21 protein-coding genes and 1 pseudogene are annotated in these 21,939 nt (G+C 70.2%); 14 read left to right on the top strand and 8 right to left on the bottom strand.

Annotated features, from left to right (window positions below):
* Positions 1–2 precede the first annotated feature (2 nt).
* Complete coding sequence (locus EDD90_RS11875) at positions 3–536, bottom strand: GNAT family N-acetyltransferase (RefSeq protein WP_123972974.1); 534 nt, start codon at positions 534–536, stop codon at positions 3–5.
* 443 nt (positions 537–979) lie between these two features.
* Between EDD90_RS11875 and EDD90_RS56335 the strand changes: the two genes are divergently transcribed.
* A complete protein-coding gene (locus EDD90_RS56335) occupies positions 980–1,141 on the top strand; it encodes a hypothetical protein (protein ID WP_221305098.1) in 162 nt (53 codons plus the stop codon).
* A 67-nt stretch (positions 1,142–1,208) separates the two neighbouring features.
* Here EDD90_RS56335 and EDD90_RS11865 read toward each other — a convergent pair whose 3' ends face one another.
* Positions 1,209–2,027, bottom strand: a complete 819-nt coding sequence (locus EDD90_RS11865; protein WP_123972973.1) for a CAP domain-containing protein — start codon at positions 2,025–2,027, stop codon at positions 1,209–1,211.
* Between the two features lie 615 nt (positions 2,028–2,642).
* Between EDD90_RS11865 and EDD90_RS11855 the strand changes: the two are divergent.
* The 3 genes and pseudogenes from EDD90_RS11855 to EDD90_RS11845 all read left to right on the top strand — a co-directional run.
* Positions 2,643–3,039, top strand: a pseudogene (locus EDD90_RS11855) (response regulator); the annotation flags it as partial.
* Between the two features lie 150 nt (positions 3,040–3,189).
* Entirely contained in the window at positions 3,190–4,677 is a 1,488-nt protein-coding gene (locus EDD90_RS11850; RefSeq protein WP_123981164.1) for a hypothetical protein, read from the top strand.
* A 5-nt stretch (positions 4,678–4,682) separates the two neighbouring features.
* Positions 4,683–5,621 (top strand): lysylphosphatidylglycerol synthase domain-containing protein, encoded by a 939-nt coding sequence (locus EDD90_RS11845; protein WP_123972972.1) that lies wholly within the window; start codon positions 4,683–4,685, stop codon positions 5,619–5,621.
* 53 nt (positions 5,622–5,674) lie between these two features.
* On the opposite strand, the gene EDD90_RS11840 is transcribed toward EDD90_RS11845, so the two are convergent.
* Entirely contained in the window at positions 5,675–5,809 is a 135-nt protein-coding gene (locus tag EDD90_RS11840) for a hypothetical protein (RefSeq protein ID WP_398924363.1), read from the bottom strand.
* Between the two features lie 48 nt (positions 5,810–5,857).
* Here EDD90_RS11840 and EDD90_RS11835 point away from each other — a divergent pair, with 48 nt between their 5' ends.
* Positions 5,858–6,178, top strand: coding sequence for a sensor histidine kinase KdpD (locus EDD90_RS11835; RefSeq protein WP_260328827.1), 321 nt, complete (start codon positions 5,858–5,860; stop codon positions 6,176–6,178).
* 57 nt (positions 6,179–6,235) lie between these two features.
* Here the strand turns inward: EDD90_RS11835 and EDD90_RS11830 are convergent, their stop codons facing one another.
* The 3 genes from EDD90_RS11830 to EDD90_RS11820 form a co-directional block, all read right to left on the bottom strand.
* A complete protein-coding gene (locus tag EDD90_RS11830) occupies positions 6,236–7,330 on the bottom strand; it encodes an ABC transporter substrate-binding protein (protein ID WP_123972971.1) in 1,095 nt (364 codons plus the stop codon).
* A 67-nt stretch (positions 7,331–7,397) separates the two neighbouring features.
* Entirely contained in the window at positions 7,398–8,276 is an 879-nt protein-coding gene (locus tag EDD90_RS11825) for an ABC transporter permease (protein WP_123972970.1), read from the bottom strand.
* Positions 8,273–9,133, bottom strand: coding sequence for an ABC transporter ATP-binding protein (locus tag EDD90_RS11820; RefSeq protein ID WP_123972969.1), 861 nt, complete (start codon positions 9,131–9,133; stop codon positions 8,273–8,275). Before EDD90_RS11820 ends, EDD90_RS11825 begins: the two co-directional genes overlap by 4 nt.
* Positions 9,134–9,366: 233 nt before the next feature.
* On the opposite strand from EDD90_RS11820, the gene EDD90_RS11815 reads away from it, so the two are divergent.
* From EDD90_RS11815 to EDD90_RS11805, 3 genes are all read left to right on the top strand, one after another.
* A complete protein-coding gene (locus tag EDD90_RS11815; RefSeq protein WP_260327817.1) occupies positions 9,367–11,070 on the top strand; it encodes a sensor histidine kinase in 1,704 nt (567 codons plus the stop codon).
* Positions 11,067–11,756, top strand: a complete 690-nt coding sequence (locus EDD90_RS11810; protein WP_123972967.1) for a response regulator — start codon at positions 11,067–11,069, stop codon at positions 11,754–11,756. The genes EDD90_RS11815 and EDD90_RS11810 overlap by 4 nt, the downstream gene beginning before the upstream one ends.
* Before the next feature lie 306 nt (positions 11,757–12,062).
* Positions 12,063–13,811, top strand: a complete 1,749-nt coding sequence (locus EDD90_RS11805; RefSeq protein WP_398928513.1) for a hypothetical protein — start codon at positions 12,063–12,065, stop codon at positions 13,809–13,811.
* A 58-nt stretch (positions 13,812–13,869) separates the two neighbouring features.
* On the opposite strand, the gene EDD90_RS11800 is transcribed toward EDD90_RS11805, so the two are convergent.
* Positions 13,870–14,247, bottom strand: a complete 378-nt coding sequence (locus tag EDD90_RS11800; RefSeq protein ID WP_123972966.1) for a hypothetical protein — start codon at positions 14,245–14,247, stop codon at positions 13,870–13,872.
* A gap of 168 nt (positions 14,248–14,415) precedes the next feature.
* Here EDD90_RS11800 and EDD90_RS11795 point away from each other — a divergent pair, with 168 nt between their 5' ends.
* The 5 genes from EDD90_RS11795 (at position 14,416) to EDD90_RS11775 (ending at position 20,111) form a co-directional block, all read left to right on the top strand.
* Entirely contained in the window at positions 14,416–15,231 is an 816-nt protein-coding gene (locus EDD90_RS11795) for a hypothetical protein (RefSeq protein WP_123972965.1), read from the top strand.
* Positions 15,232–15,240: 9 nt separating this feature from the next.
* Positions 15,241–15,894, top strand: coding sequence for a response regulator transcription factor (locus EDD90_RS11790; RefSeq protein ID WP_123972964.1), 654 nt, complete (start codon positions 15,241–15,243; stop codon positions 15,892–15,894).
* Positions 15,885–17,153, top strand: a complete 1,269-nt coding sequence (locus EDD90_RS11785) for a sensor histidine kinase KdpD (RefSeq protein WP_123972963.1) — start codon at positions 15,885–15,887, stop codon at positions 17,151–17,153. Before EDD90_RS11790 ends, EDD90_RS11785 begins: the two co-directional genes overlap by 10 nt.
* A gap of 38 nt (positions 17,154–17,191) precedes the next feature.
* On the top strand, positions 17,192–18,466 hold the full coding sequence (locus EDD90_RS11780; RefSeq protein WP_221305097.1) for a hypothetical protein: 1,275 nt from the start codon (positions 17,192–17,194) through the stop codon (positions 18,464–18,466).
* Positions 18,467–18,749: 283 nt separating this feature from the next.
* Positions 18,750–20,111: a hypothetical protein gene (locus EDD90_RS11775; RefSeq protein WP_123972962.1), complete on the top strand. Its 1,362-nt coding sequence runs from the start codon at positions 18,750–18,752 to the stop codon at positions 20,109–20,111.
* Positions 20,112–20,186: 75 nt separating this feature from the next.
* On the opposite strand, the gene EDD90_RS11770 is transcribed toward EDD90_RS11775, so the two are convergent.
* Positions 20,187–21,395, bottom strand: a complete 1,209-nt coding sequence (locus tag EDD90_RS11770; protein ID WP_260327815.1) for a hypothetical protein — start codon at positions 21,393–21,395, stop codon at positions 20,187–20,189.
* A gap of 110 nt (positions 21,396–21,505) precedes the next feature.
* Here EDD90_RS11770 and EDD90_RS59010 point away from each other — a divergent pair, with 110 nt between their 5' ends.
* Positions 21,506–21,811, top strand: coding sequence for a hypothetical protein (locus EDD90_RS59010; RefSeq protein WP_185149047.1), 306 nt, complete (start codon positions 21,506–21,508; stop codon positions 21,809–21,811).
* Positions 21,812–21,939 lie beyond the last annotated feature (128 nt).

Genomic DNA, 21,939 nt, shown 5'->3' with positions numbered 1-21,939 from the left:
GTTCACGCCTGGAACTCGGTGAGATCGATGGTGTGAACGCGCAGGGGGTAGCCGTACACCGGATGTGCCGTCTCCCGCTCGGGCGCCATGCCGAGCTTCCGGATGACGTTCTCGGAGGCGTCGTCCCCCACCCGGTTGATACTGATGACGCGCTCCAGGCCACGATCCTGGAGCGCGAACTCCAGTGTGGCGTGAGCGGCTTCGGACCCGTACCCCTGGCCCCAGAACTGTGCGCCGAGCCGCCAGCAGATCGCCACGGCGGGCATCACCTCCGGCAGGAACTCGGGCACGGACAGCCCCGTGAAGCCGATCAGTTCGCCCGAGGCCAGCAGTTCGACGGCGAAGAGCCCGAAGCCCTCCTCGTCCCACTCCTCCTCCCAGCGCTCGATGTCCTCGGCCGTACGGTCCAGGTCGTGCACGGAGCCGTCGTCGACCCAGCGCATGACCCGTGGGTCCGCGTTGATGTCCGCCATCGGTGCGAGGTCGTCGTCGTGCCAGCTGCGGAGGAGGAGACGGGGTGTGCGGATCTCGGTCATGCGCCCATCCTGCCGAAGACAAGCGCCTCATCGGCAATCCGGCGCTCGGGGGGGCGACACAGGCCGACGGCCGGGCAGACGACGTGCCACTTCACCGGCGCGCTCGCGAAGTGATGTGAGCGGCCGACCAAGCCCCGCGGAGGCGGGAGCGGGGCATGTAGCGACACCCACCCCGACCCCCGGATCCGCGTCGTGCACCACGACCAGCTCGACGGCGACACCCCCCCAGGCCCCCGGCCTGATCCGCGAGGTCGCCCTCGACGGCCGCAGCCCCGGCGCGGCCCACCTGTCCGCCTTCCGCAGCACCGTACGGCCCGGCGCGGCCACCGGCGCCCACCACCACGGCGACCAGGAGACCGTCCTGTACGTCATCAGCGGCACCGCCCGCTACCGCTGGGGCGACAAGACTGGAGAACGTCGCGGAAGCGGGCCCCGGCGACTTCGTGTTCATCCCCGCTCACGTCGTCCATCAGGAGATCAACGCCTCCCCGGAGGTCGAGACGGTCTGGGCCGTCGTGCGCTCCGGCGTCGACCCGATCGTCGTCAACCTGCCCGAACTCGACGAGTACGCCGAGCCCGCGGCGGTCGACTACACCCACCCGTGACGGCGTCCGCTTCCCTTGCAGTCGCCCTTCCCCCCCCACACACCTCAACGTGACAGGCGGCGCCCGCTCAGCGGGCGGTGGCGAAGTCCTGGGTCCAGTAGCTGTCGGGCTGTGCAAGACCGACGCCGATCTCCTTGAACGAGCAGTTGAGGATGTTGGCCTTGTGGCCGGGGCTGGCCATCCAGCCCGCCATGACCTGCTCGGGAGTGGCGTAGCCGTAGGCCACGTTCTCGCCGTAGGCGCTCCAGGTGTACCCGGCGCTGGTGATCCGGTCTCCGGGGGAGGAGCCGTCGGACCCGGTGTGCGACATGTTCTGGTGGAGCGCCATGTCCTCACTGTGCGCCTGCGCGACCTTGGTGAGGGTCGTGTTCAGGGTCAGGGCCGGACAGCCGACCTTGCTGCGTTCGGCGTTGACGAGTTCCACGATGCGGGCGACGACTCCGGACGCGGTGCCGGTGGCCTTAGGGGTGCTCGACGGCTTGGGGGCCGCGGAAGCGGTGGCGGCGGCGGTGTTCCGGGTGCTGGGCGACGCGGTGGTCTTTCCGGCGCTCGCAGGGGCGTGAGCGGTCTTCGTGGCGCTTGCGGAGGCGCTCGGAGTCTTCGTGGCGCTCGGAGTCTTCGTGGCGCTAGGCGCCGCCGATGCCGTCCGCGTGGGCTCGCCGGTCTGGTCGGCGACCCAGGGGCGGCCCCAGCTCGCGTCGTTCCACCAGTTCTTCTTGTTCCACGAGGCCCTCGCTGCGCTGTTCTCGGCGCTGTCGGACCGGTGTCCGCCGCTGTCGGGCCAGTTGGTACAGGCCATGGCAGCGGACGGTATGCCCACGGTGCCCACGGCGACGGCAGCGACGACTATCCGCCGGTACTGCGTGTTCTTACGATGTTTACCCATGAGTAACCCGCTCCTGAGCTGCGGCGGCGTCCTGCGGCTCGTCATTCTTAGGAAGCCTTCACGCGGAGCGCAAAGGGCCTTGGTACTAGCTCGCTTCGTAGGCTCGGGCGGCCCTTGCCATGGAAGTGGGGTGCGGTGGTCCGGTTTCCGGGGTCTCTGCGGAATCCTGTCGCCCCGTCAGAATCCCTACGTGCGCGCGGAACGGATGAAAATGGCTTGCGGTCGCAAAGCCGGGAATCCGTGTGCGATACATCCCTGCCCCAAGTCAGACAAATCCCATATGTCGGCAGAGCGGCGTCTACTATCCGGCACGCCTAGGTCCCGGATCCGCTGTGATGTATGTCACGGAATCGTGCATTCTGGTTCTGGTCCAACCTGGGTGCTGCGGGCCCGAGGCACCTGGCACCAGCAGGACGAGGGGGCAGGAGAGGGGCAGGGTCTTCTCCGCAGCCTGCTTGATCGGCACGTCGTAGCGTTGCTCCCGCAAGGGCGCGGGCCGGTGGGCATGCGTGAACGAGCTGCGCTGTACGCAGGGGCCGTGAGCGCCGGACCCGCGGCCGACGCGGGATGGGCCGTGGAGGCCGCCCACGACCTGACACCTCAGGCAGGCACCCGATGACGGCGGTACTCGTCGTCGACGGCCAGCGGCTGCAGTGCTACGGCTTCCGGGTACTGTTCGACTCGATACCGGAGACGGAAGTGGTCGGCCGCCGAACTGCGTCCCGACGTCGTGCTGATGGACGTGCGGATGCTCGGCATGGACGGCATCGAGGCGACCCGCCGGATTGCTGAGGCCCGGGGGCGCTCCCGCATCCTCGTGCCGACCGCCTTCGACGTCGACGGGTATGCGCATGCCGCCCTGCGGGCCGGAGCCGGTGGCTTCCTGCTCAAGGATGCGCGCCCCGAACGCGAGCGCGAGACCCTCGTGGCCGTCGGCAAGGGCTGGACCGATGGCGAGATCGTCACCCGCTTCATCGTGACCGAGTCCACCGTGAAGGCGCACGTCGGCCGCTGCCCGCCATGCCCGGCGCTTTACGGAGGAGCGGAGAAGCGTGGAGGCGCCTTCTCACCCGCCTTTAACCCTGCAAAACGTAGTGTGGGGTGTCCTCCTACGACTTGTAGAGGATCCGGCTCAGTGGCGTGCGACGACGAGAGGTGCAAGATGGCCGACGGCTCGAACGCCACGACGACCGGTGTCCCTCGCACCGGCCCCCGATCACAGGCCGTCCGGCCTCGGCGTCTGCGGGGTGAGCCATGGCTCGGGGCGGTCGCGGCCGCCTTTACGCTCGCCCAACTCGTCCTCGTACGGCCCGATCTCGGTCTCGGCTGGGACGAGACCGTCTACGTCAGCCAGGTCAGCGGTCACGTTCCCGCCGCCTACTTCAGTGCGCCCCGCTCCCGCGGCATCTCACTCCTCACCGCCCCGATCGCCTCGTGGTCCGACTCCACCGTCCTGCTCCGGATCTACCTGGCCATCCTCTCCGGCCTGGCCCTCTACTGCATCCTGCGAGTCTGGCGAGGCCACCTCAGGGCCCACGTCCTGGCCTTGGCCGGCGCCCTGTTCGCCTCCCTGTGGGTGACGCTGTTCTACGGCCCTCAGGCCATGCCCAACTACTGGGTCGCCATCGGCGCGCTGGCCTGCGTCGGCTGCTTCCTGCGCGCCCGCGCGAACGCACGCGACCGGGCGGCCTGGTGGGGTGTGTTCGCGGGCGCGGCGCTGATGGCCTGGATGCGCCCCATGGACGCGGTCTACGTCGTGCTGCCCCTGCTCGCGCTCTCCGTGCGCCGCCCGCGTCTTCTAGCCGTGCTGGTCGCGGGGCTGGTGGCGGGTGCCGGCGAGTGGGTGATCGAGGCGTATGCGAGTTACGGCGGCCTCGCGCAGCGCCTGTCCGCCGCCTCCGCCATTCAGGGCGGCCTCGGCTGGCACCTCGCTGTACTCGACCAGTTGCGCAGTCTCGGCGGACGTACCCTGTGCCGACCCTGCACCGGATCGTCCCCCAGCCCGGTGGTGACCCTGTGGTGGTTCGCGCTGCCGCTCCTCGCCGTCCTGGGCGCTGTGGTCGCCGTCCGAGCCCGGCGCGCGCTGCCCATCCTGCTGCCGTTGGCCTGCGCTGCCACGGCCGCAGTTCCCTATCTGTTCCTCATCGGCTACGCGGCCCCCCGCTTCCTGCTGCCCGCCTACGCCCTGCTCGCCCTCCCCGTGGCCCACGGCCTCGTCCACCTGGTCACGGCCCCGGCCGGCCGGATCGCGCGCACCGTCGCCGTCAGCCTGGTGGCGGTCGGTCTGGCGGGTCACCTGGCCGTGCAGTACGTCGTTCTGGAGCACACCGTGCGCAGCTCCGCCGCCTCCCGCGCCGACTGGGCCCGCACCGGCGCCGCCCTGCACAGACTCGGGGTACGGACGCCGTGCCTGCTCAGCGGCTACGACGCCGTCCCCGTCGCCTTCCATATCGGCTGCGGCTCCGCCCAGACGACGGGGCATGACGCCAGCACCACCGTGGCCGAACTGGCGCGCGCCGCTCACCGCACGTCCTTCGCCGTCCTCGTTTCGCCGGGCAGCCGTCCGCCCGCGTACGCGCGCGCCTGGACCGAGGAGCAGGCCGGCGTTCTCCGGGCGTACGTGGCATTCGATGTACGGCAGGGGAGGTGACCGTCGTGACCGCGACCGAGACCCTGCCGATCACCGTGGGCAGGCGCCTGTACTTCCAGCTGGGAATCACCCTGATCGTGCTCGCCGCCGCCGGCTGGATGCTCGCCGCGCACCGGGCCACGCTCGACAGCGGCACCGATCGGCTGGCCGCCGCCGACGGGGAGTGGCTGGTGCTCGCCTGCGTCGCCGCCGTGGCCACATGGGTGTGCGCGGCCGTGGCGCAGCAGGGCGCGGTGATCGAACGGCTGCCCAGAGGGCGGCTGGTGGCGGCGCAGTTCGCGGCCGGCGCCGCCAACCACCTCCTTCCGGCCGGGGCCGGAGCGACGGTGGTCAACCTGCGGTTCCTGGCGCGCTGCGGGCTGTCCGCTCGGCGCTCGGCGACCGCGCTGGCGGTGAAGGCGGCCGTCGGCGGGATCGTCCGGTGCGCGCTGGGCGTGGCCCTCCTGGTCGCCTCGCCCGGCACGGTCCATCTCTCCGCGCGGGTCCCGCATGTGCTGGTCCTGCTACCGGTGGCGGCCGGAGCTGTAGTCCTGGCGGTCGCGATCAGCGGCCGCCTCAGACGAGAGGTGAGCCGAGCCTTCGCCGACGTGCGGGACGTGCACCGGTGCCGGGCGCGGGCCTGCGCGCTGTGGGGCGGGTCGGTCGCGTTCGCTCTGCTGCATGCCGGTGTGGTCGTCGCCATGGTCCATGCGATCGGCCTCGGCCTTCCCGCGAGTCGCGTGGTCATGGCCTACCTGGTCGCCAGCGGCGCGGCAGCGCTGCTGCCGACGCCGGGCGGGCTCGGGTCTCTGGACGCCGCGCTCGCCCTCGCGCTCACGGCGGCCGGCGCGCCGGGACCGGCGGCGGTCTCGACGGTCCTCGGCTACCGCCTGCTGACCGGGTGGCTGCCGATGGCCCCCGGGTTGTTGGTCCTGGCGCTGCTGGCCCGCCGTTCGGCATTGTGAACCGGCAAGGTGCTCGCCGTACCGGGGGCGTCCTGCGCACCTTCTCGATCCGGTCAATGCGGCGGATCCGACTGCCGTTCCAGCCGGTACCCGTGCCCCCGCAACGTGGTGATCCGGGGCAGCCGGGCCTGCCGCCCGTCCGTCTGTGCTGCCTCGGTCAGTCTGCGGCGCAGACCCGCCAAGGTCACGTCGAGGGTCTTGGTGGAGCCGAACCAGTTCTCGTTCCGGGCGGGTCCGTGTCGGAGGTGCTCGGCATCCTGCTGGACAACGCCCGGGTGCACGGGCGCGGCACGGTCCGGGTGGCGGTGCGCGACCTGGAGGACGCCCTCGCCCTCGACGTGAGCGACGAGGGCGCCGTGACGGGCGAACCGTCCCGGCTCTTCGACCGCGGCCGTACCGGGGACGTGCACGGAACGGGCATCGGCCTGGCCCTCGCCCGCGACCTCGCCGTCTCACTCGGCGGCAGGCTCTCCCTGACCAGCGGGCATCCGGCCACGTTCACCCTGCTCCTTCCTGTCGGCCAGGACGAGACACAAGGGGCATGGACAGGTGGGTGAGCATGCCGCGGGGCCGCCCGGGTGGCTGGCACCCGAGCGGCCCTGGGCCCGCGGGGTTCAGCCGGTCGGTCCTGCCGGGGTCGTGGTGGTCTTGAAGCCTTCGGACTTGTTGGCCTGGAGGGCGAAGTCGTTGGTGAACGTCTTGCTGAGGTCCACCGAGCCCTGCACGTTGCCGACCAGATGCTCCGTGGCCAGGGAGGTCTTCGGGCCGCCGGCCGGCATGATGCCGTCCGGGAGGAACTGGCCCTTGTCCTCGGTCAGGGCGGTGATGTAGTCGGCCTTGGTCACCAGCTGGTTCGACACGAACGACGCCGGCAGCTTGTTCGCGATGTCGGCCGCGCTGTGCGTGTTGATCCAGTGCATGGTGGCGACGAGTGCGTCGACCACCTTCTGCACCGTGTCCTTGTGCGAGTTCACCCAGTCGGTGCGGGCGAGCACACTGGCCGCGGGGTAGGCGCCGCCCATGGCTGCCGTGGCGCCCTGCGTGGTGGCCAGGTCGATCGCGGAGCTGCCGACACCCTTCTTCTGGATCGCGGCGACCGTCGGCTGCGTCGTCATCACGCAGTCGACCTTGCCGTTCTGCATGGCGGCGATGGCGGTGGAGCCCGCGCCGACCCCGATGCGGTGGAACTGGCTGGTCTTGACGCCCTTCTTGGCGGCCAGGAACTGGGTGAGCGTGTCGGTGCCCGAGCCGAGGTCGGTGACGCCGAGGGTCTTGCCCTTGAAGTCGGCGCCCGAGGTGACGCCCGACTTCTTGGTGCACATCTCCCGCTCGCCCGGTGCGCCGGACAGCTGGACGACGTCCTCGACCGCCTTGCCCTTCGCCTGGAACTCGATCGTGTGGTTGTACCAGGCGCCCGCCATGTCCACCTGCCCCGACGCCATGGCCTCCTCGGCGCCGACACCGCCGTCCTGCTCGGTGCTGAGCTGGACGTCGACGCCGTACTTCTTGTAGAAGCCGAGGTTCTGGGCGAGCTGGTAGGGCAGGTAGATCTGCTTGTCGATGCCGCCGACCATGAGCTTGACGGTCGGTGTGGAGCCGGAGCCGCTGCTCGCGGTGGTGCTGCCGGAGTTGCCGGAACAGGCGGCGGTCGCGCCGAGGGTGAGAACGGCGAGGAGAGACGCGGCAACGGTGACGGGTCGTCTGGACATGGCTGGCCACATTCCTTTGGTGAGGTCGAACAGGGAAGAACGGGGGAGGGGGAGGCGAGGAGCCGGGTCAGAGGGCGTTGGACGCCTCGGAGGGGGCCGGCGGTCGCCAGGACAGCAGCCGGTGCTCGAGCTTGCCGATCACCCACTCGGCGCCGAGCACGATGACCGAGATGACGAGCATCGTGGCGAACACGCCGTTGGGGTCGAAGTTGTTCTGCGCGGTCTTGATGACCAGGCCGAGGCCGCTCTGCGCGCCGAGCACCTCGCCGACCAGCGCGCCGACGATCGCGAAGCCGAAGGCGCTGTGCAGGCTGGCGATGATCCAGGTGAGTGCTGAGGGCACGGTGACGTGCCGGATGATCTGCAGCTGGGAGGCGCCGAGCACCCTGGCGTTGGCGAGGATGTTGCGGTCGACCTCGCGCACGCCCTGGAAGGCGTTGAAGAAGACGATGAAGAACACCAGCACCGCGGCGAGCAGGATCTTCGGCAGCACGCCGATGCCGAACGCAACGATGAAGATCGAGCCGAGGACGATCCGCGGGATCGCGTTGACCATCTTGATGTAGGGGCCGAGGACGTCGGCGAGGAAGCGGCTCTGGCCCAGTGCGACACCGAAGACCACGCCGGTGACGGCCCCGAGGGCGAAGCCGACCAGTGCCTCCTGGATCGTCGTCCAGATGTTCGCGTAGAAGGACCCGAACTCGGTGCCGTGCCGGAAGAGGTCGACCAGCCGCTTGGCGATGCCGGAGGGCTGCCCGAAGAAGAACGGGTCGACTATCCCCCAGGTGGTGAAGGCCTGCCAGCCGCCGATGACGAGGACCGCGAGGCCGATGCGGCCCGCCCACACCAGGGCGACGCGGCGCCGGCGAGCGCGTTTGGCGGCCCCGGCCGAAAGCTGTGCGCTGCTCTCGACGGGAGCGGGGGAAACTGCGGACGCCGTGCTCATGCCGTACCTCCTGCGGTGCGTGCGTAGGCGCGCTCCACCTCCTCGCGCAGCGAGTCCCAGATCTGGTGCTGAAGTTCGATGAAGCGGGGCTGGAAGCGGATCTCCTGGACCGAGCCGCGCGGCCGCGGCAGGTCGATGTCGAAGACCGCCTTGACCGACCCGGGGCTGGACGTCATGACGACGACCCGGTCGGCGAGCGCCACGGCCTCGTCGAGGTCGTGGGTGATGAAGATGACCGACGGGCGGATCTGCTCCCACAGACCCAGCAGTTCGGTCGACATGATCGCCTTGGTCTGCACGTCGAGGGCGCCGAACGGCTCATCCATGATCAGGATCCGGGGTTCGTTGATCAGCGCCGCGGCCATCGCCACGCGTTTGCGCATACCGCCGGAGAGCTGGTGCGGGTAGCGGTCCTCGAACCCCGCGAGGCCCACCCGGCGCAGCCAGTCGCGCGCCGAGACCTGGGCCCGCTGTTTGGGCACTCCGCGGAAGACGGGGCCCATCAGCACATTGCCGAGCACGGTCTTCCAGGGCAGCAGCGCGTCGGCCTGGAACATGAAGCTGACGCCGTCGGTGACGCCGTCCACCTCGCGGCCGCCGACCCGGACCGAGCCCTCGCTGGGCCGGTCGAGCCCGGACACCATGCCCAGCGTCGTCGACTTGCCGCAGCCGGTCGGGCCCACCACCGCGCAGAACTGGCCGGGCTCCACGGTGAACGAAACGTCCTGCAGCGCCGTGAACACCTCACCCGCAGGAGTCAGAAATCGTTTGGTGAGCCCGGAAATCTCGACTCGCGCGCTGTCCTGGCCGTCCTTCTCGGCGGCCGGGCTCACCGCGGCATCGTTTCGTGAAGCCATCTGAGGCTGTCTCCTTCCTGACCTCGGAGGTCGAGGAAGGCAGACGCTAGAGGCCACCGGGTGTTACGTCGCTGTTTCATCCGTATCCCGCGTTAGCCGTGTTAGCCGGGGTTCTGCTCGTTCTGCTCAGTGAGCCGGGGGTGGGCAGAAGGCCGATGGCAGGGGCACAATCACGCCACCACGGGTACGGCACAGGGGCCGAGCCCGGCCCGTACGGCAGGCGAGAGACACCCGTGAAACCCATCCGCATCCCGATCCCCGGCCGTGGCGGGAAGGGGAGGCTCTCCGCGCGGATCCTGGCCAACCAGCTGGTCATCCTGGCGCTGACCGGGCTGATCGGTTTCGTGCTGTTCGCCTTCGCGCAGCGGGGCGAGATCGACCGCGCCTACGAGCAGCGGGCGCTCGACATCGCGCAGACCACGGCCGCCGACCCGCAGATCCGGCAGGCCATGCAGTACGGGGGCGGCGGCCACGTCGTGCAGACCGTGGCCGAACGGATCCGCAAGGCGTCCGGGGCGTCGTACGTGGTCGTACTCGACCTGCGTGGCATCCGCCACTCCCACCCCGACCCCGCGCTGATCGGCGAACCGACGGGCGATCCGATCGTGGTGCTGGACGGCAGGCCCCAGGTCGGTACCGACCAGGGCGCGACCGGGCGTTCCGCCAACGGCAAGGCTCCGTTGCTCGGGCCCACCGGCAAGCTGGTCGGCGAGGTGTCCGCGGGCATTCCCGAGCGCGATGTGCTGGGCGAACTGTGGCGCGAACTGCCCACCTTCGCCCTGTACAGCGCCATCGCCGTCGCGCTCGGCTCGACGGCCGCGTTCCTGCTGGCCAGGCGGCTCAAGCGGACGACGTTCGGGCTGGAACTGGAGGAGATCGCAGGGTTGCTGCAGGACCGGGAGGCGATGCTGCACGGCATCCGTGAGGGAGTCGTCGCCTTCGACCCCGACGGCAGGATCACGGTGGTCAACGACGAGGCCCGCGACCTGCTCGGCCTCGGCACCGCGCTAGGCCGCACGCTGGCGGAGGTGCTGCCGGACGGGCGGCTGCGCCGCGCCCTGGACGGCACCCTGACGGGCAGCGACATCAGCGTGCTCACCGACGACCACTGCCTGGTCGTCAACCGGATGCCGGTGGCCCTGCACGGCCGTGAACTGGGTGCGGTGGTCACCGTGCGCGACCGCACCGAGCTCATCGGGCTGCTGCGCGAACTGGACTCGGTGCGCGGGCTCACCGACGCGTTGCGCGCCCAGCAGCACGAGTTCACCAACCGTATGCACACGATGGCCGGGCTGCTCGACATCGGCGATCACGACGCCGCGTACGAGTTCGCCGTCGAGACGGCCGGCGCCGAGCAGGCGCTGACCGAATCCGTACGGGAGCGGATCGGCAACCCGCTGCTCGTGGGACTGATCGTCGCCAAGATCACGGTGGGCGCCGAACGCGGGGTGCGGATCGTCCTCAGCGACGACTCCGCGCTCGGCGGGGACCCGCCTCATCTGCGCCGGCTGCTGACCATCGTCGGCAACCTGCTGGACAACGCGATCGACGCGTCCGCGTCCGCGACCTGGCCGGCGCCGCCGGGCGGTCCCGAGGTACGGCTGTCGTTGATCGAGGCCGTCGACGTGGTGAGGGTGGAGGTGGCCGACACCGGGCCGGGCATTCCGCCGGGCACCGCCGAGTCGATCTTCGAGGACGGCTGGTCGACCCGTCCGGACCGGGGCACCGCACGGCGCGGCCTCGGACTCGCTCTCGTCCACCGGCTGGTGCAGCGGCACGGTGGCACGATCACGGTCAGCGAGGGGCCAGGTGCGGTGTTCGCTCTGACGTTGCCCGTGCCCGACACCGTCCCTGCCCCGCAGGGCGCCCTGTTCACGACGGCTCCGCCGGTGCCGGTCGGCGCGCCGGACGGCATCGCAGGAGGTGACCGCTGGTGATCCGGACCCTGGTGGTGGACGACGACTTCCGGGTCAGCCGCATCCACTGCGACTACGCGTCCCGCGTCAAAGGCTTCGAGGTGGTCGGCCAGGCGGCGACCGTGGACGCGGCGCTCGACGCGGTGCGCGCCCTCCACCCGGACCTGCTGTTGCTCGACATCTTCCTGCCGGACGGCAGCGGACTCGACGTGCTGCGCCGGCTGAGCGGGGACGAGGGCGGCGACCGGCCCGACGCCATCATGATCACCGCGGACCGGGACATCACCTCGGTGCGGATCGCGATGAAACTCGGCGCCGTCGGCTACCTGGTCAAGCCCTTCGGCGCACCCGACCTCGCCGAGCGACTCACCGCCTACCGCGAACTCCAGCACCGCATGGACGCCCTGGGCACGGTCCCCGAGACCGAACAGGCCGATGTGGACGCCCTGTTCAGCGCCGCCCGCCCGCCGGCCGTGCCCCGCGTCCCCGCCAAGGGCCACTCCGCGCCCACGCTCGCCCTGCTGCACCAGACTCTGCGCACCGCACAGGACGCCCTGTCGGCCGCGGAGACCGCCGAACGCACCGGCGTCTCCCGTGCCACGGCCCAGCGCTATCTCTCCTACCTGGTCAAGGAGGGCATGGTCCGGCTCGAACTGCGCTACGGGGCCACTGGACGCCCGGAGCACCGTTACCGCGCCGTGCACTGACCGGACGACGGGCGCCTGTGCGGCCGGCGATTTCATGCAAACCGCTTACCGGCTACAGCCTTGTAGACGTCTGGTGAAGTGTAGATGATCTGAAAGGGGCGTCGATTCGTCCCTGCCCTGAACGGTGGATGTACGTCGCCCGTGCCGGGGCGGTCGGACGAACCTCCGGCTCGGCGGAACCCCGCCGCCCCCATCTGCCTCTACGTGATGTAGTAGATGACTCTCGGGCGGCCGCCCACAGGTGGTTGCCGCCCGGTGGAGGTGAGACAGAGGAGGCAGTTCTTGACTGACACCCATCGTGCCGGAATGGGCGTCCAGTACCGTCGTCCCACCGCGACGCATCCGGCGGCACCACCCCCGACCCCTGCTCTCGGCGTCCCGGACGCCGAGCCCCAGCAGTGGCATCGGGGCATGACCCTGGTGGCCACGATCAGCCTGTTCATCGGCACCCGCGCCGCCTGGACCACCGCGATGGCGTCGAGCCCCCCGGTCGCCGCCGTCATCTCCGCCTGCTACGCCGCGATCCTCGGCTGTGCGGTTCTCAGCCTTCTCGTACGCACCCGCAGGGCGCTGATCCGGGTCGACGCGGCCGTACTGGTCACCGCCGTCGCCCTGGTGATCTGCGGCTATCTCCTCGACCACGCCGGCAGCGACGAAGGCGTGCTGACCGCCCAGGCCGCGAACGAGATATTGCACGGGCGCCCGGTCTACGGTCAGTCGTGGCCCTGGTTGTTCGCCGAGCACGGCGTCCTGGTCACCAAGACCATGTCCGGCGGCGCCGACTACACATACGGCTACCCGCCGCTGACCGCGCTGCTCGCCGCACCGGTGCATGCCGTCGTCCACTCGACGGCAGCCGCCACCCTGGTCCCCACCGTCGCGCTCCTGGCCTCCTCGCTCCTGCTGTGGTTCCTGCTGCCGGCGCCGTGGCGGTCCGCGGCCACGGCCGTCTGCCTCGGTTTCGGCTTCCTGCCCCACTACGCCTACTCCGGCTATCCGGCCATCACGGCACTCGCTCTGCTCATCCCGGTGGTGGTCCGCTGGCCCAGCACGGGCGAGGGCGGCCACCTCGGGCCAGGGGGCGTACTGCGGGCGGCCTGTCTGGGCGCTGCCTGCGCCGCCCAGCAGCTCGCCTGGTTCCTCGCCCCGTTCCTGCTGATCGGCCTGTACGCCGTCCGGCGCGGTGAACTCGGCCCCCGGCGGGCCCTGGCGGTCACCGCCCGCTACACGGCCACAGCGGCTCTCACCTGGTCCGCGGTCAACGCGTACTTCGCCGTACAGGACTTCCCGGCCTGGCTGAACGGAATCCTGCTGCCCATGGAGCAGAAGGCGATTCTGCACGGTCAGGGCGTGATGGGTATCTCCTACTACTTCACCGACGGCAGCAGCCGCCTCGACTACTACTCCTACGGCAGCCAGTTGCTCCTGTTCGGCCTGCTCGTGGCCACGCTGCTGTTCGTCCGGCGGCTGGGCCCGACCCTCACCGTCGTGCCCTGGATCGCGTTCTACCTGGCCACGCGCTCCCAGGACGGCTACTTCCTGATGATGACCCCGCTGTGGCTGGCGGCCGCGGCCACCGTCCCGGCCGCCGCTTTCGCCACCGCCTGGCAGCCCCGGCCGGCCCGCCTCACCGGCCGCCGCGCCAAGGCAGCCGTCGCGGCCGGTCTGCTCGCCCCCGCCCTCGTGTGCGTCGTCATCGCCGCCGCGAGCCCGCCGCCTCTGCGCATGAGCCTCACACCGCACTTCGCCAAGCACGGGTCAGGTATCGGTGTCACCACCATCGACGTCCGGGCCGTCAACACCACAGGTACGGCGCTTGAGCCGCACTTCGCGAGCCGTACCGGGCAGGGCGCCTCCGACTGGTGGACGATCGCCTCGGGTCCCGCCGTCCTGCCCCCGCACGCCTCCGCCGACTATCGAGTGGAACCCGCGGGAGGCTTCCGCGTGATGCCGGGCGGCCGCGGTCCGGGGAGCTATCTCATCGCCGTCACCGGCACGCCGATGACGATCACCTCCGCCCGCATCCAGGCCCCGACTTCCACCGTCGGCACATGATCCGAGGCTCCTCGCCGGTCACTGCCGTGCGTGGCACATCTGACCTGGAGGTTTTCGGCTACGCCCTGCCGTCGTCGGAGTCGGGCGAGGCGTGCAGCAGGTAAGCGACCAGCGGGATGACCAGCAGCGGGATCGCCAGGTGCAGAGCGAGCCCCGCGAGCAGTGCGCTCGGGCGGCACGGCACGCGGCCCAGCTCACGGACGCGCACCTGGAGCCCGGCCGAGAACAGCACCAGCCACAGCAGGCACGGCGCGGTGGACAGGGGCAGGCGGAGCAGTGGCCCGAGCGGCAGGGTGTGGGTGTGGCGCAACCACAGGCCGGGGGCCGGCAGGAGCAGGGCGCCGGCGTAGGAGAGGACGACGGCTCGGCCCAGGCGGCGCCGCAGCCGGACGGTCGCGCGGTCAGCCGGCGCGGAGGCGATGGTCGTGGCGTGCAAGGCGGTCTTCTTCCGTCGCGGGGGCAGGGGCGGGACGGAAGGCCGCTATGAGCAGACGGGGTGCGTGCGTATGTATGGCGCCATGCTGCTAGTGCGGCACCCGCATGGAGGGCGATGCGCGGCGGCAGTCAGGATATGTTCAGGATTGCGGTGCCATGGTCGGGCAGCATGACCTATGAATCGTCCGAGAGCCAGGTGGTTCCGGAGGCTGCCCGGACAGCCCCTCTGGGTCATCGCCCGCGCCGGAACAAGGTGCCCGAACTCACCGTCTACTTCTGGATCATCAAGATCCTTTGTACGACGGTCGGCAAGACCGCGGCCGACCTGCTCGACGAGAAGGCGGGGCTGGGGCCGACCGGTGTCTCGGTGCTGATGAGTGTCCTGCTGGCCGTCGTGCTGGTGGTCCAGTTCCGCACGAGTGCCTACCGGCCGGGCGTGTACTGGCCCGCGGTGGCGCTGATCAGCGTCGTCTCCACGCTGATCAGCGACAACCTCACCGACAACATGGGGGTCCCGCTGGAGACCGCCACCACCGTCTTCGCGGTCGTCCTCGCGGTCGTGTTCGTGGTCTGGTACCGGCGCGAGCGGACGCTGTCCGTCCGCCACATCGACACCGCCGGCCGCGAGTCCTTCTACTGGCTCGCGGTGCTGTTCGCGTTTGCCCTGGGCACCGCGGCCGGTGACCTGGTGTCCGAGCGCCTGGACCTCGGGTACTGGCTGTCCGCCGTGCTGCTCGCGGCGGTCATCGCCGCGGTGGCCATCGCGCACTTCGCATTGGATCTGGACGCGGTGTGGAGCTTCTGGATCGCTTACATCCTCACCCGCCCCCTCGGCGCCTCCATCAGTGACTACCTCTCCCTGCCCACCGGCGACGGCGGTCTGGGCATGGGCGCGGTCGTGATCAGCGCCCTGTCCCTGGCGGTCATCCTCGGACTGTCAGGGCGCTGGCCAGGGAAAATGGAGAACTCCCGGCGGAATACCTAGGGTCAGTGCGTGGCTTTTATTATGGTATGCGAAGACGATGCGGCGGTTCGCGACGTGCTCAAGCGCGCACTTGAGCACGACGGCCATACGATCGCGGTCGCCGCTACGGCGGACAGCCTGCTGCGGAACCTTGAGCCGGTCCCTCATCTGGTCGTCCTGGATCTGGGGCTCCCGGACGCCGATGGCCGCGATGTCTGCCTGGCGCTGCGGGCCCGTGGCGTCGATGCCCCGGTGCTGATGCTCACCGCTCTGGACGGCATGCATCACAAGGTGGGCGGCTTCGAGGCGGGAGCCGACGACTACATGACGAAACCGTTCGACATCCCGGAGTTGCTGGTGAGGGTCCGTGCCCTGCTACGCCGAACAACCGCTACGACCCCACCGACGGGCGTCGTTCTCGATCCGGCGAAGCATGTCGTGATCCACGGTTCGACGAGTGAGAGCCTGACGCCGACCGAGTTCCGGTTGCTGGGCAGGCTCATCGCCTCACAGGGCGACGCGGTACGCCGCCATGCCCTGGTTGCCGCGGGCTGGCCGCATGGCGCGCACGTCAGCGACAACACCCTTGACTCCTATGTTCGCCGGCTACGGACCAAGCTCGGTGCGCTGGGCGTGGCCGATCGCCTGGCGACGGTCCGCGGGGTGGGCTATCGATGGGAGTGACAGGCTTCCGCGGGAGGGTCGTCGCCCTTGCGGTTCTGATCGCGACTGCGGTGGTCGCCGTGCTGGTGGTGGTCTCGCACGTGTTGCTGAGCCAGGTGACCGACGCCGACGCGAACGCTCTGGCGCATACACGTGCGGAGGCGGTGGCGGCGAACGTGGCCGTACGCGGTGGCCACGTCGTGCTGATCGAGGGCGGCAACGAAGCGCTGGACACGGTCTCGTGGGTGTACGCCGACGGGCACCTCATTGACGGCATCGTGCCGGGCAGCGTCCTTGAACGTGTCGACGCTCTCGTCGGCTCCGGGCGGTCCCAGACCACCACGGTCGGCAGTCATCTTCTTTATGCTCAGCCGATCCGGCTGGAAGGCCACCACGTCATGGTGGTCGTGAAGGTGGATCTCACGCCGTACGAGACGTCGGAGCAGCACAGCCTGACGATGTCGCTGATTCTGGGAGGCATCTCGATCGTGCTCGCAGGCGTCGTCGCGCACCTCGTGGTGGGTCGCGCGTTGCGGGTGGTCCACGAAATGGCGGCTCTCGCCGACGAATGGGGCGATCACGAACCCGGGCGCCGATTCGACCTCGGCGTTCCTCGCGACGAGTTCGGGGAGCTCGGGCGAACTCTCGATCGCCTGCTCGACCGCGTGGACAACGCGCTCGCGGACGAGCGCCGGCTCACCGACGAGATCGCCCACGAGTTGCGGACCCCCCTGACGGCCCTGCGGGGCGAGGCACAGTTGGCGCAGTTCTCCGGTCAGCATGTGGCACCGGAGGCCGTTCTGACCGAGGTCGACCGCCTGAACACGGCGATCACCACGATTCTTGGTGCCGCCCGGACACGGATCCCCGGCGGTACCCGCTGCGATCTCAGGGCGGCGGCGCGACAGGCGATCGCCGGTCGCTCCATCGAACTCGCCATCCCGGCCAACGTCGATGTCGCCGTGGCGACCGAACTCGTGGTGGCTGTGTTGTCACCCCTGCTGGAGAACGGCCTGCGGCATGCGAGTACGCGCGTCTGGGTCACGGCGCGCGTCCAGCCCCAGGGGGTCGTGATCGATGTCCTCGACGACGGCCCCGGATTCGACCCCGCGGAGGTTGACCGGGTCTTCGAAGCGGGCGTGACCAGCGGCGACGGGCACGGGTTGGGGCTGGCGGTGGTAAAACGGCTCGCCGTGTCCGCGGGAGTGGCAGTCCGTGCGATCGCGGATGGTCACGGCCGCGTCGAGGTGACCTTTCCCACGGTAGAGGCGATCGCGTAGTCAGGTTGTGTGCAGGTTGGCCACACCAACCTCATTGCATGACAACGACAAGCGAAGCCCGCACGCGCCGCAGTGGGCGGCTGATGCTGAACAAGGTTCCCGAGGTCACCATCTGGTTCTGGGTGATCAAGATCCTGTGCACGACCGTCGGTGAGAGCTTCGCCGACTGGATCAACATGAAGCTGGGCGTCGGCCTGGTGAACACGGCCTGGATCTTCACCGCGGTGTTCGTGGTGGTCCTGGGCGCCCAGCTGCGGCTGAAGCGGTACGTCCCGTTCCCGTACTGGCTGACCGTGGTCGTTGTCAGCGTCACGGGCACGCTGTACACCGACATCCTGACCGACCAGCTCAACGTGCCGTTGTGGATCAGCACCACGGTGTTCTCGGTCCTGCTCGCCGTGGTCTTCGGCACGTGGTGGCTGCGCGAGCGCACCCTCTCGATCCACTCGGTCAACACGCTGCCGCGTGAGTCGTTCTACTGGCTCACCGTTCTCGTCACCTTCGCGCTCGGCACCGCGACCGGCGACTGGACCCTGGAACTCACCGGCTGGAGCCCGGGAGTCTCGGTCCTGCTGCCGCTCGGCCTCATCGCGGCGATCACGCTGCTGTGGAGGTTCGGCGCGAACCCGGTGCTGTCCTTCTGGCTCGCCTACGTCCTGACCCGCCCGCTGGGCGCCAACATCGGCGACTGGCTCGCCTCCCCGAAGGTCGCCCAGCCGGGCGAGCCGACCGGTCTCGCGTTGGGCACCTTCACCACCAGCCTGATCTTCCTCGGCCTGATCCTGGCGACCGTCGTCTACCTGACGGTGACACGCTCCGACGTGACCGAGACCTACGACGCCACGCACACCCCGCAGACCACCGCCGACCCGCAAAGGGAGCGCGTCGCGCTGGCGGGCTTCGGCCTCCTCGCCGCCGCCACCGTGGGCCTGCTGGTCTGGGCGCACGGCCAGCCGCACGTCGGCCCGGCGGCGGAGGAGGACACCACCTCCACCGTCCAGCTCGCCCCTGGCCAGGCCGTGAAGAAGTTCCCGGCCACGAAGGTCGACGCACTGAAGGCACTCGCGACGACCTCGCTCAGGGACGCACGGTCGGGGAACGCGACCGGGGCCCATGCGGCTGCCCAGTCGCTGCGCGACCTCTGGGATGCCGACCAGGCCTCGTTGCAGCCGTTGGACAACACCGGCTGGACGTTCATCGACGCCCAGATGGACCAGGTCCTGAAGACCTTCGGCATCGACCACTCGAACCCGCCGATGGCGCCGGCCCGGCAGGAGGCTGAACTCAACACCCTCCTCACCGATATGCGCTGACGGAGCCGCCCGCCGTTCCTACGGTCGTCTCACCTTCCGTGACATGGACAGCTGAAGATCGGCCGCGCTAGGTTCGGTGCGGCCTTCGCGGCTTCGTCCAACGCCCCGCCACGCCGACGACGCACCAGCCCGAGTCGTCGGCGTGAAGAGGGGGTGAAGAGGGGTACCGCCGAGGTGCACGGCAGCGGCGGAGGCCGTAACGTCGCGAACAAGATCGGCACCGCGCTCCTCGCAGCGAGCTGACACAGTGGACAGGACTCGACGGCGACCCGGTGAGTGACGTGTGACGACCGACAGCAATCAGTGGGCTGCGCGCTTCGCGGTGCGTATCCGCTCGGTCCGCCCGTCGCCACCGGGGGCCGCCGCCCGGCGACGGCCCGCCGCGGCCATCTGGACATCCGTGGCCGGCGTCGCGCTGTTCGCGCTGGTCGGCGCGAGCGCACCCAATCACAACACCCTGCGTGCGCCGATCAGCCGGCTTCGGCTGCCCGCCATGCCGGGCACTGCCTCCGCGGCCGTCACCTACGCCGCCATCGTGCTGTCCTGCCTGGGCGCACTCGCCCTGCTGCGCGCCCACGAACAGGGCTGGAGACCGAAACCGCAAGTCCTGTTCGGAGCCGGCGCGGTCGCCGCGCTCGTCGTCGCCAACCTCACCCCCGTCGGCTCCTCCGACACGGCCAGCTACGCCGCGTACGGCCGGATCGCCGCGCTCGGCGGCGACCCGTACGTGACGACGCCCGCCCGGCTGGGAGGCGCCTATGCACATCTGGTGAGCGACGCGTGGCGGCACACGCCATCCGTGTACGGGCCGGTGGCGACGTGGTGGCAGGCCGGCGCCGCGGTCGTCGGCGGGAACCTGCCGTGGCTGACGATCTGGGCGCTGATGCTGGCGAACGCGGCCGTCTTCCTGGGCACCGGCTGCCTGCTGATCCGCACCGCCGACGACCCGGTGCGCGCCGCCCTGCTGTGGAGCGCCAACCCGCTGCTGGTCGGGGTGCTGGTCGCGGGCGGGCATCTGGACACCCTCGTCGCCTGCCTGGCCGTGTGCGCGGTCCATGTCGGCCGCAGAGCCGTGGGACGGCACCACGATCTGGTCGTCGGAGGGCTGGTGGGCCTGGCGTGTGCCGTCAAGATCAGTGCCGCCCTGCTCGGCGTCGGTCTGGCCTGGCCCCTGCTGCGTTCCGGCGCCTGGCGACCGGCCGCCCGGCAGGCAGGTGCCGCCGTGCTGATTCTGGCCGTCCTCTACGGCGTCTACGGCGTCCATGCCCTCGCCCCGCTTTCAGGTGCCTCGCACCAGGTCTCCTCACCCTCCCCGTGGGCGGTGCTCGAATACTTCGGCACCAGGTACCTGGGCCCCCAAGCGGCCGCCACCGCCCCCGGACTCCTCTGGCCCGTCCTGATGCTCGCCTTTGCCCGGCTGCTCCACCGCCGGGTCCCGGCCGGGCGCCCCGCCGTGGTCGCCGTGCCCTTCGTGCTCGTCTTCGCCTGGATTCTCACCGCGCCGTGGTCGATGCCCTGGTACACGGCCCTCGCCTGGGCTCTGGCGGCCCTGGGCCGTCAGGGGCCCCTCACCCGGTACCTCGTCATCACCACCGGCGTCCTGGCCCTGTTCAACAACGGCGGCGGCCATGGCTGGACATGGTGAACGGCCCCGAGCCCGCCCGCAGTTGAGGGTCGGCGTCGGCAGTCGTGGTCATACCCGTCACGGCCGGCCCTCCCGTCACAGGGCCCGAGGGGAGACGGTGAGGAGGTAGGTGCCGTAGAAGAGCGAGACGACTGCCAGGGCGGTGAGCAGGACGACAATGGTGCGCAGGCGGCTCCGCGCCAGATGCCGGGCGAGCGGGATCAGCAGAGGGAAGGCCGGCAGCAGGAACCTCGGCTTGCTGGTGAAGAAGTGGGTGCCGCCGACGGCGATCACGATGAGGACCGCGCAGTATGCGAGCAGGGGCAAGGGCATCCTGTTCAGGACGCAGAAGACGAACAGCAGCACGGAGCCGAGGATGATCGCGGCCGTCAGATAGACGACGAGGGTGTCGTGCCCGACGACCAGGTGCTTGAACATGTGGGCGGTGTAGCGGCCGAAGTCGAACCGCGAGCCCCAGAGGCTCTGTACGTGGAAGTAGCCGACGGGATTGTGCGTTCTGAGCCCCACCCAGCCGACGTAGCCCAGCCAGCCGAGGGGAGCCGTGGCGGCGGCCGCCCAGGCGCGCGGAGCGGTGGGAGCACCGGCGCGGCGCAGCTGCCAGAGGTGAGCGAGGGCGCCGGTGACGACGGCGGCCGCCACGGCGAGGCCGTTGGGACGGCACAGCCCGGCCAGCACCGCCAGCGTCGCCGCGGCCAGCCAGCGGCGGGTCAGCACGGCGTAGAGCGACCAGGCGGCGAAGGCGGTCATGAGGGGCTCGGTGTACGCCATCGTCAGGATGATCGCGTGCGGCATCAGCGCCCACAGCGCCACGAGGAGGAACCCGACGCGACGTCCGTGCAACAGTTCCCCGACCGCGTACACGCCCCAGGCCGCCACCAGGGCGGCACTCCATGCGATGAGCAGCGCCACATTGACCGGGCCGATCGGCAGCACCGTGTCCACCGCGCGGATCAGGCCCGGGAAGAGGGGGAAGAACGCCAGGTCGTTGAAGACGCTGTGGCCCCATTTCGGGCGGATGACCAGGCCGTAGCCGTACTGGGAGACGTGCCAGTACCAGTGGCCGTCCCATTCCAGGCCGAGCACGGTTCGCGGGTGCTTGCCGAGGTGCAGCGACCACAAGGTCGCCATGATCACGCCGGTCAGCCGCACGGAGGCGAACAACGTCAGTGCAGGCAGCGCCTTCCTCAGCTTGAAACGCCACGGCCGCCGCTGAGGCGGTGAAGCGGGTCTCGGTGTGAACCGCTGCGTGAGCGCGTTGCTCGTCTTCGTCGGGCTGTCGCCCATTTCGGCCTCCTTCTCTGCCCTGCAGGAGGGAGCGGTCGGAGGCCGGGTTCCATTGATAAGAAATCTCTTACTTCGCGATAACCAGTGATATTCCGCGCTGATGCCGCATTATGGAATTCCCGCTGGTGCGGGTGTTCGGTGACGACCTTGCCGGCGAGGGCCTCGACCTCGTCGAGGCGCGCGAAGTCGGCTGCGTATGTGCACAGTTGGTCCGCCTCGATGCCCGCGGTGGCGATGAGGCGGTCCGCGGCGGCGCGGGCCTCGTCGGCCGTACGGCCGTGCAGCAGCACGGTGGCGCCGCGCTCGGCGAGCTGCCGGGCGGTCTCCTGAAGGAGCCAGGCGCTGTTCACGTCGTCCGTGGAAGCCTGCCGCAGAGCGGGGGCAAGCGCGGCTGCCGTTCTCTGATGCCCTTCTGACGTGCGCATACGCATCACGGCCTCGGCCGCCGCGGGCCGCTCGGCGGTCACCGGTCACCGGTCTGCTCCCGTGGGCGGGTGGGCTGCCGGCGGTTGCCGCCGCCCTCGCCGTCCTCGGCCTGCGGCCC

Origin of the sequence: Streptomyces sp. Ag109_O5-1 (genome assembly GCF_003814875.1) — a bacterium.
GTDB classification, from domain to species: Bacteria; Actinomycetota; Actinomycetes; order Streptomycetales; family Streptomycetaceae; genus Streptomyces; species Streptomyces sasae.
The sequence above is the reverse complement of the archived record's forward strand: the minus strand, read 5'-3'. Positions and strand labels throughout refer to the sequence as shown.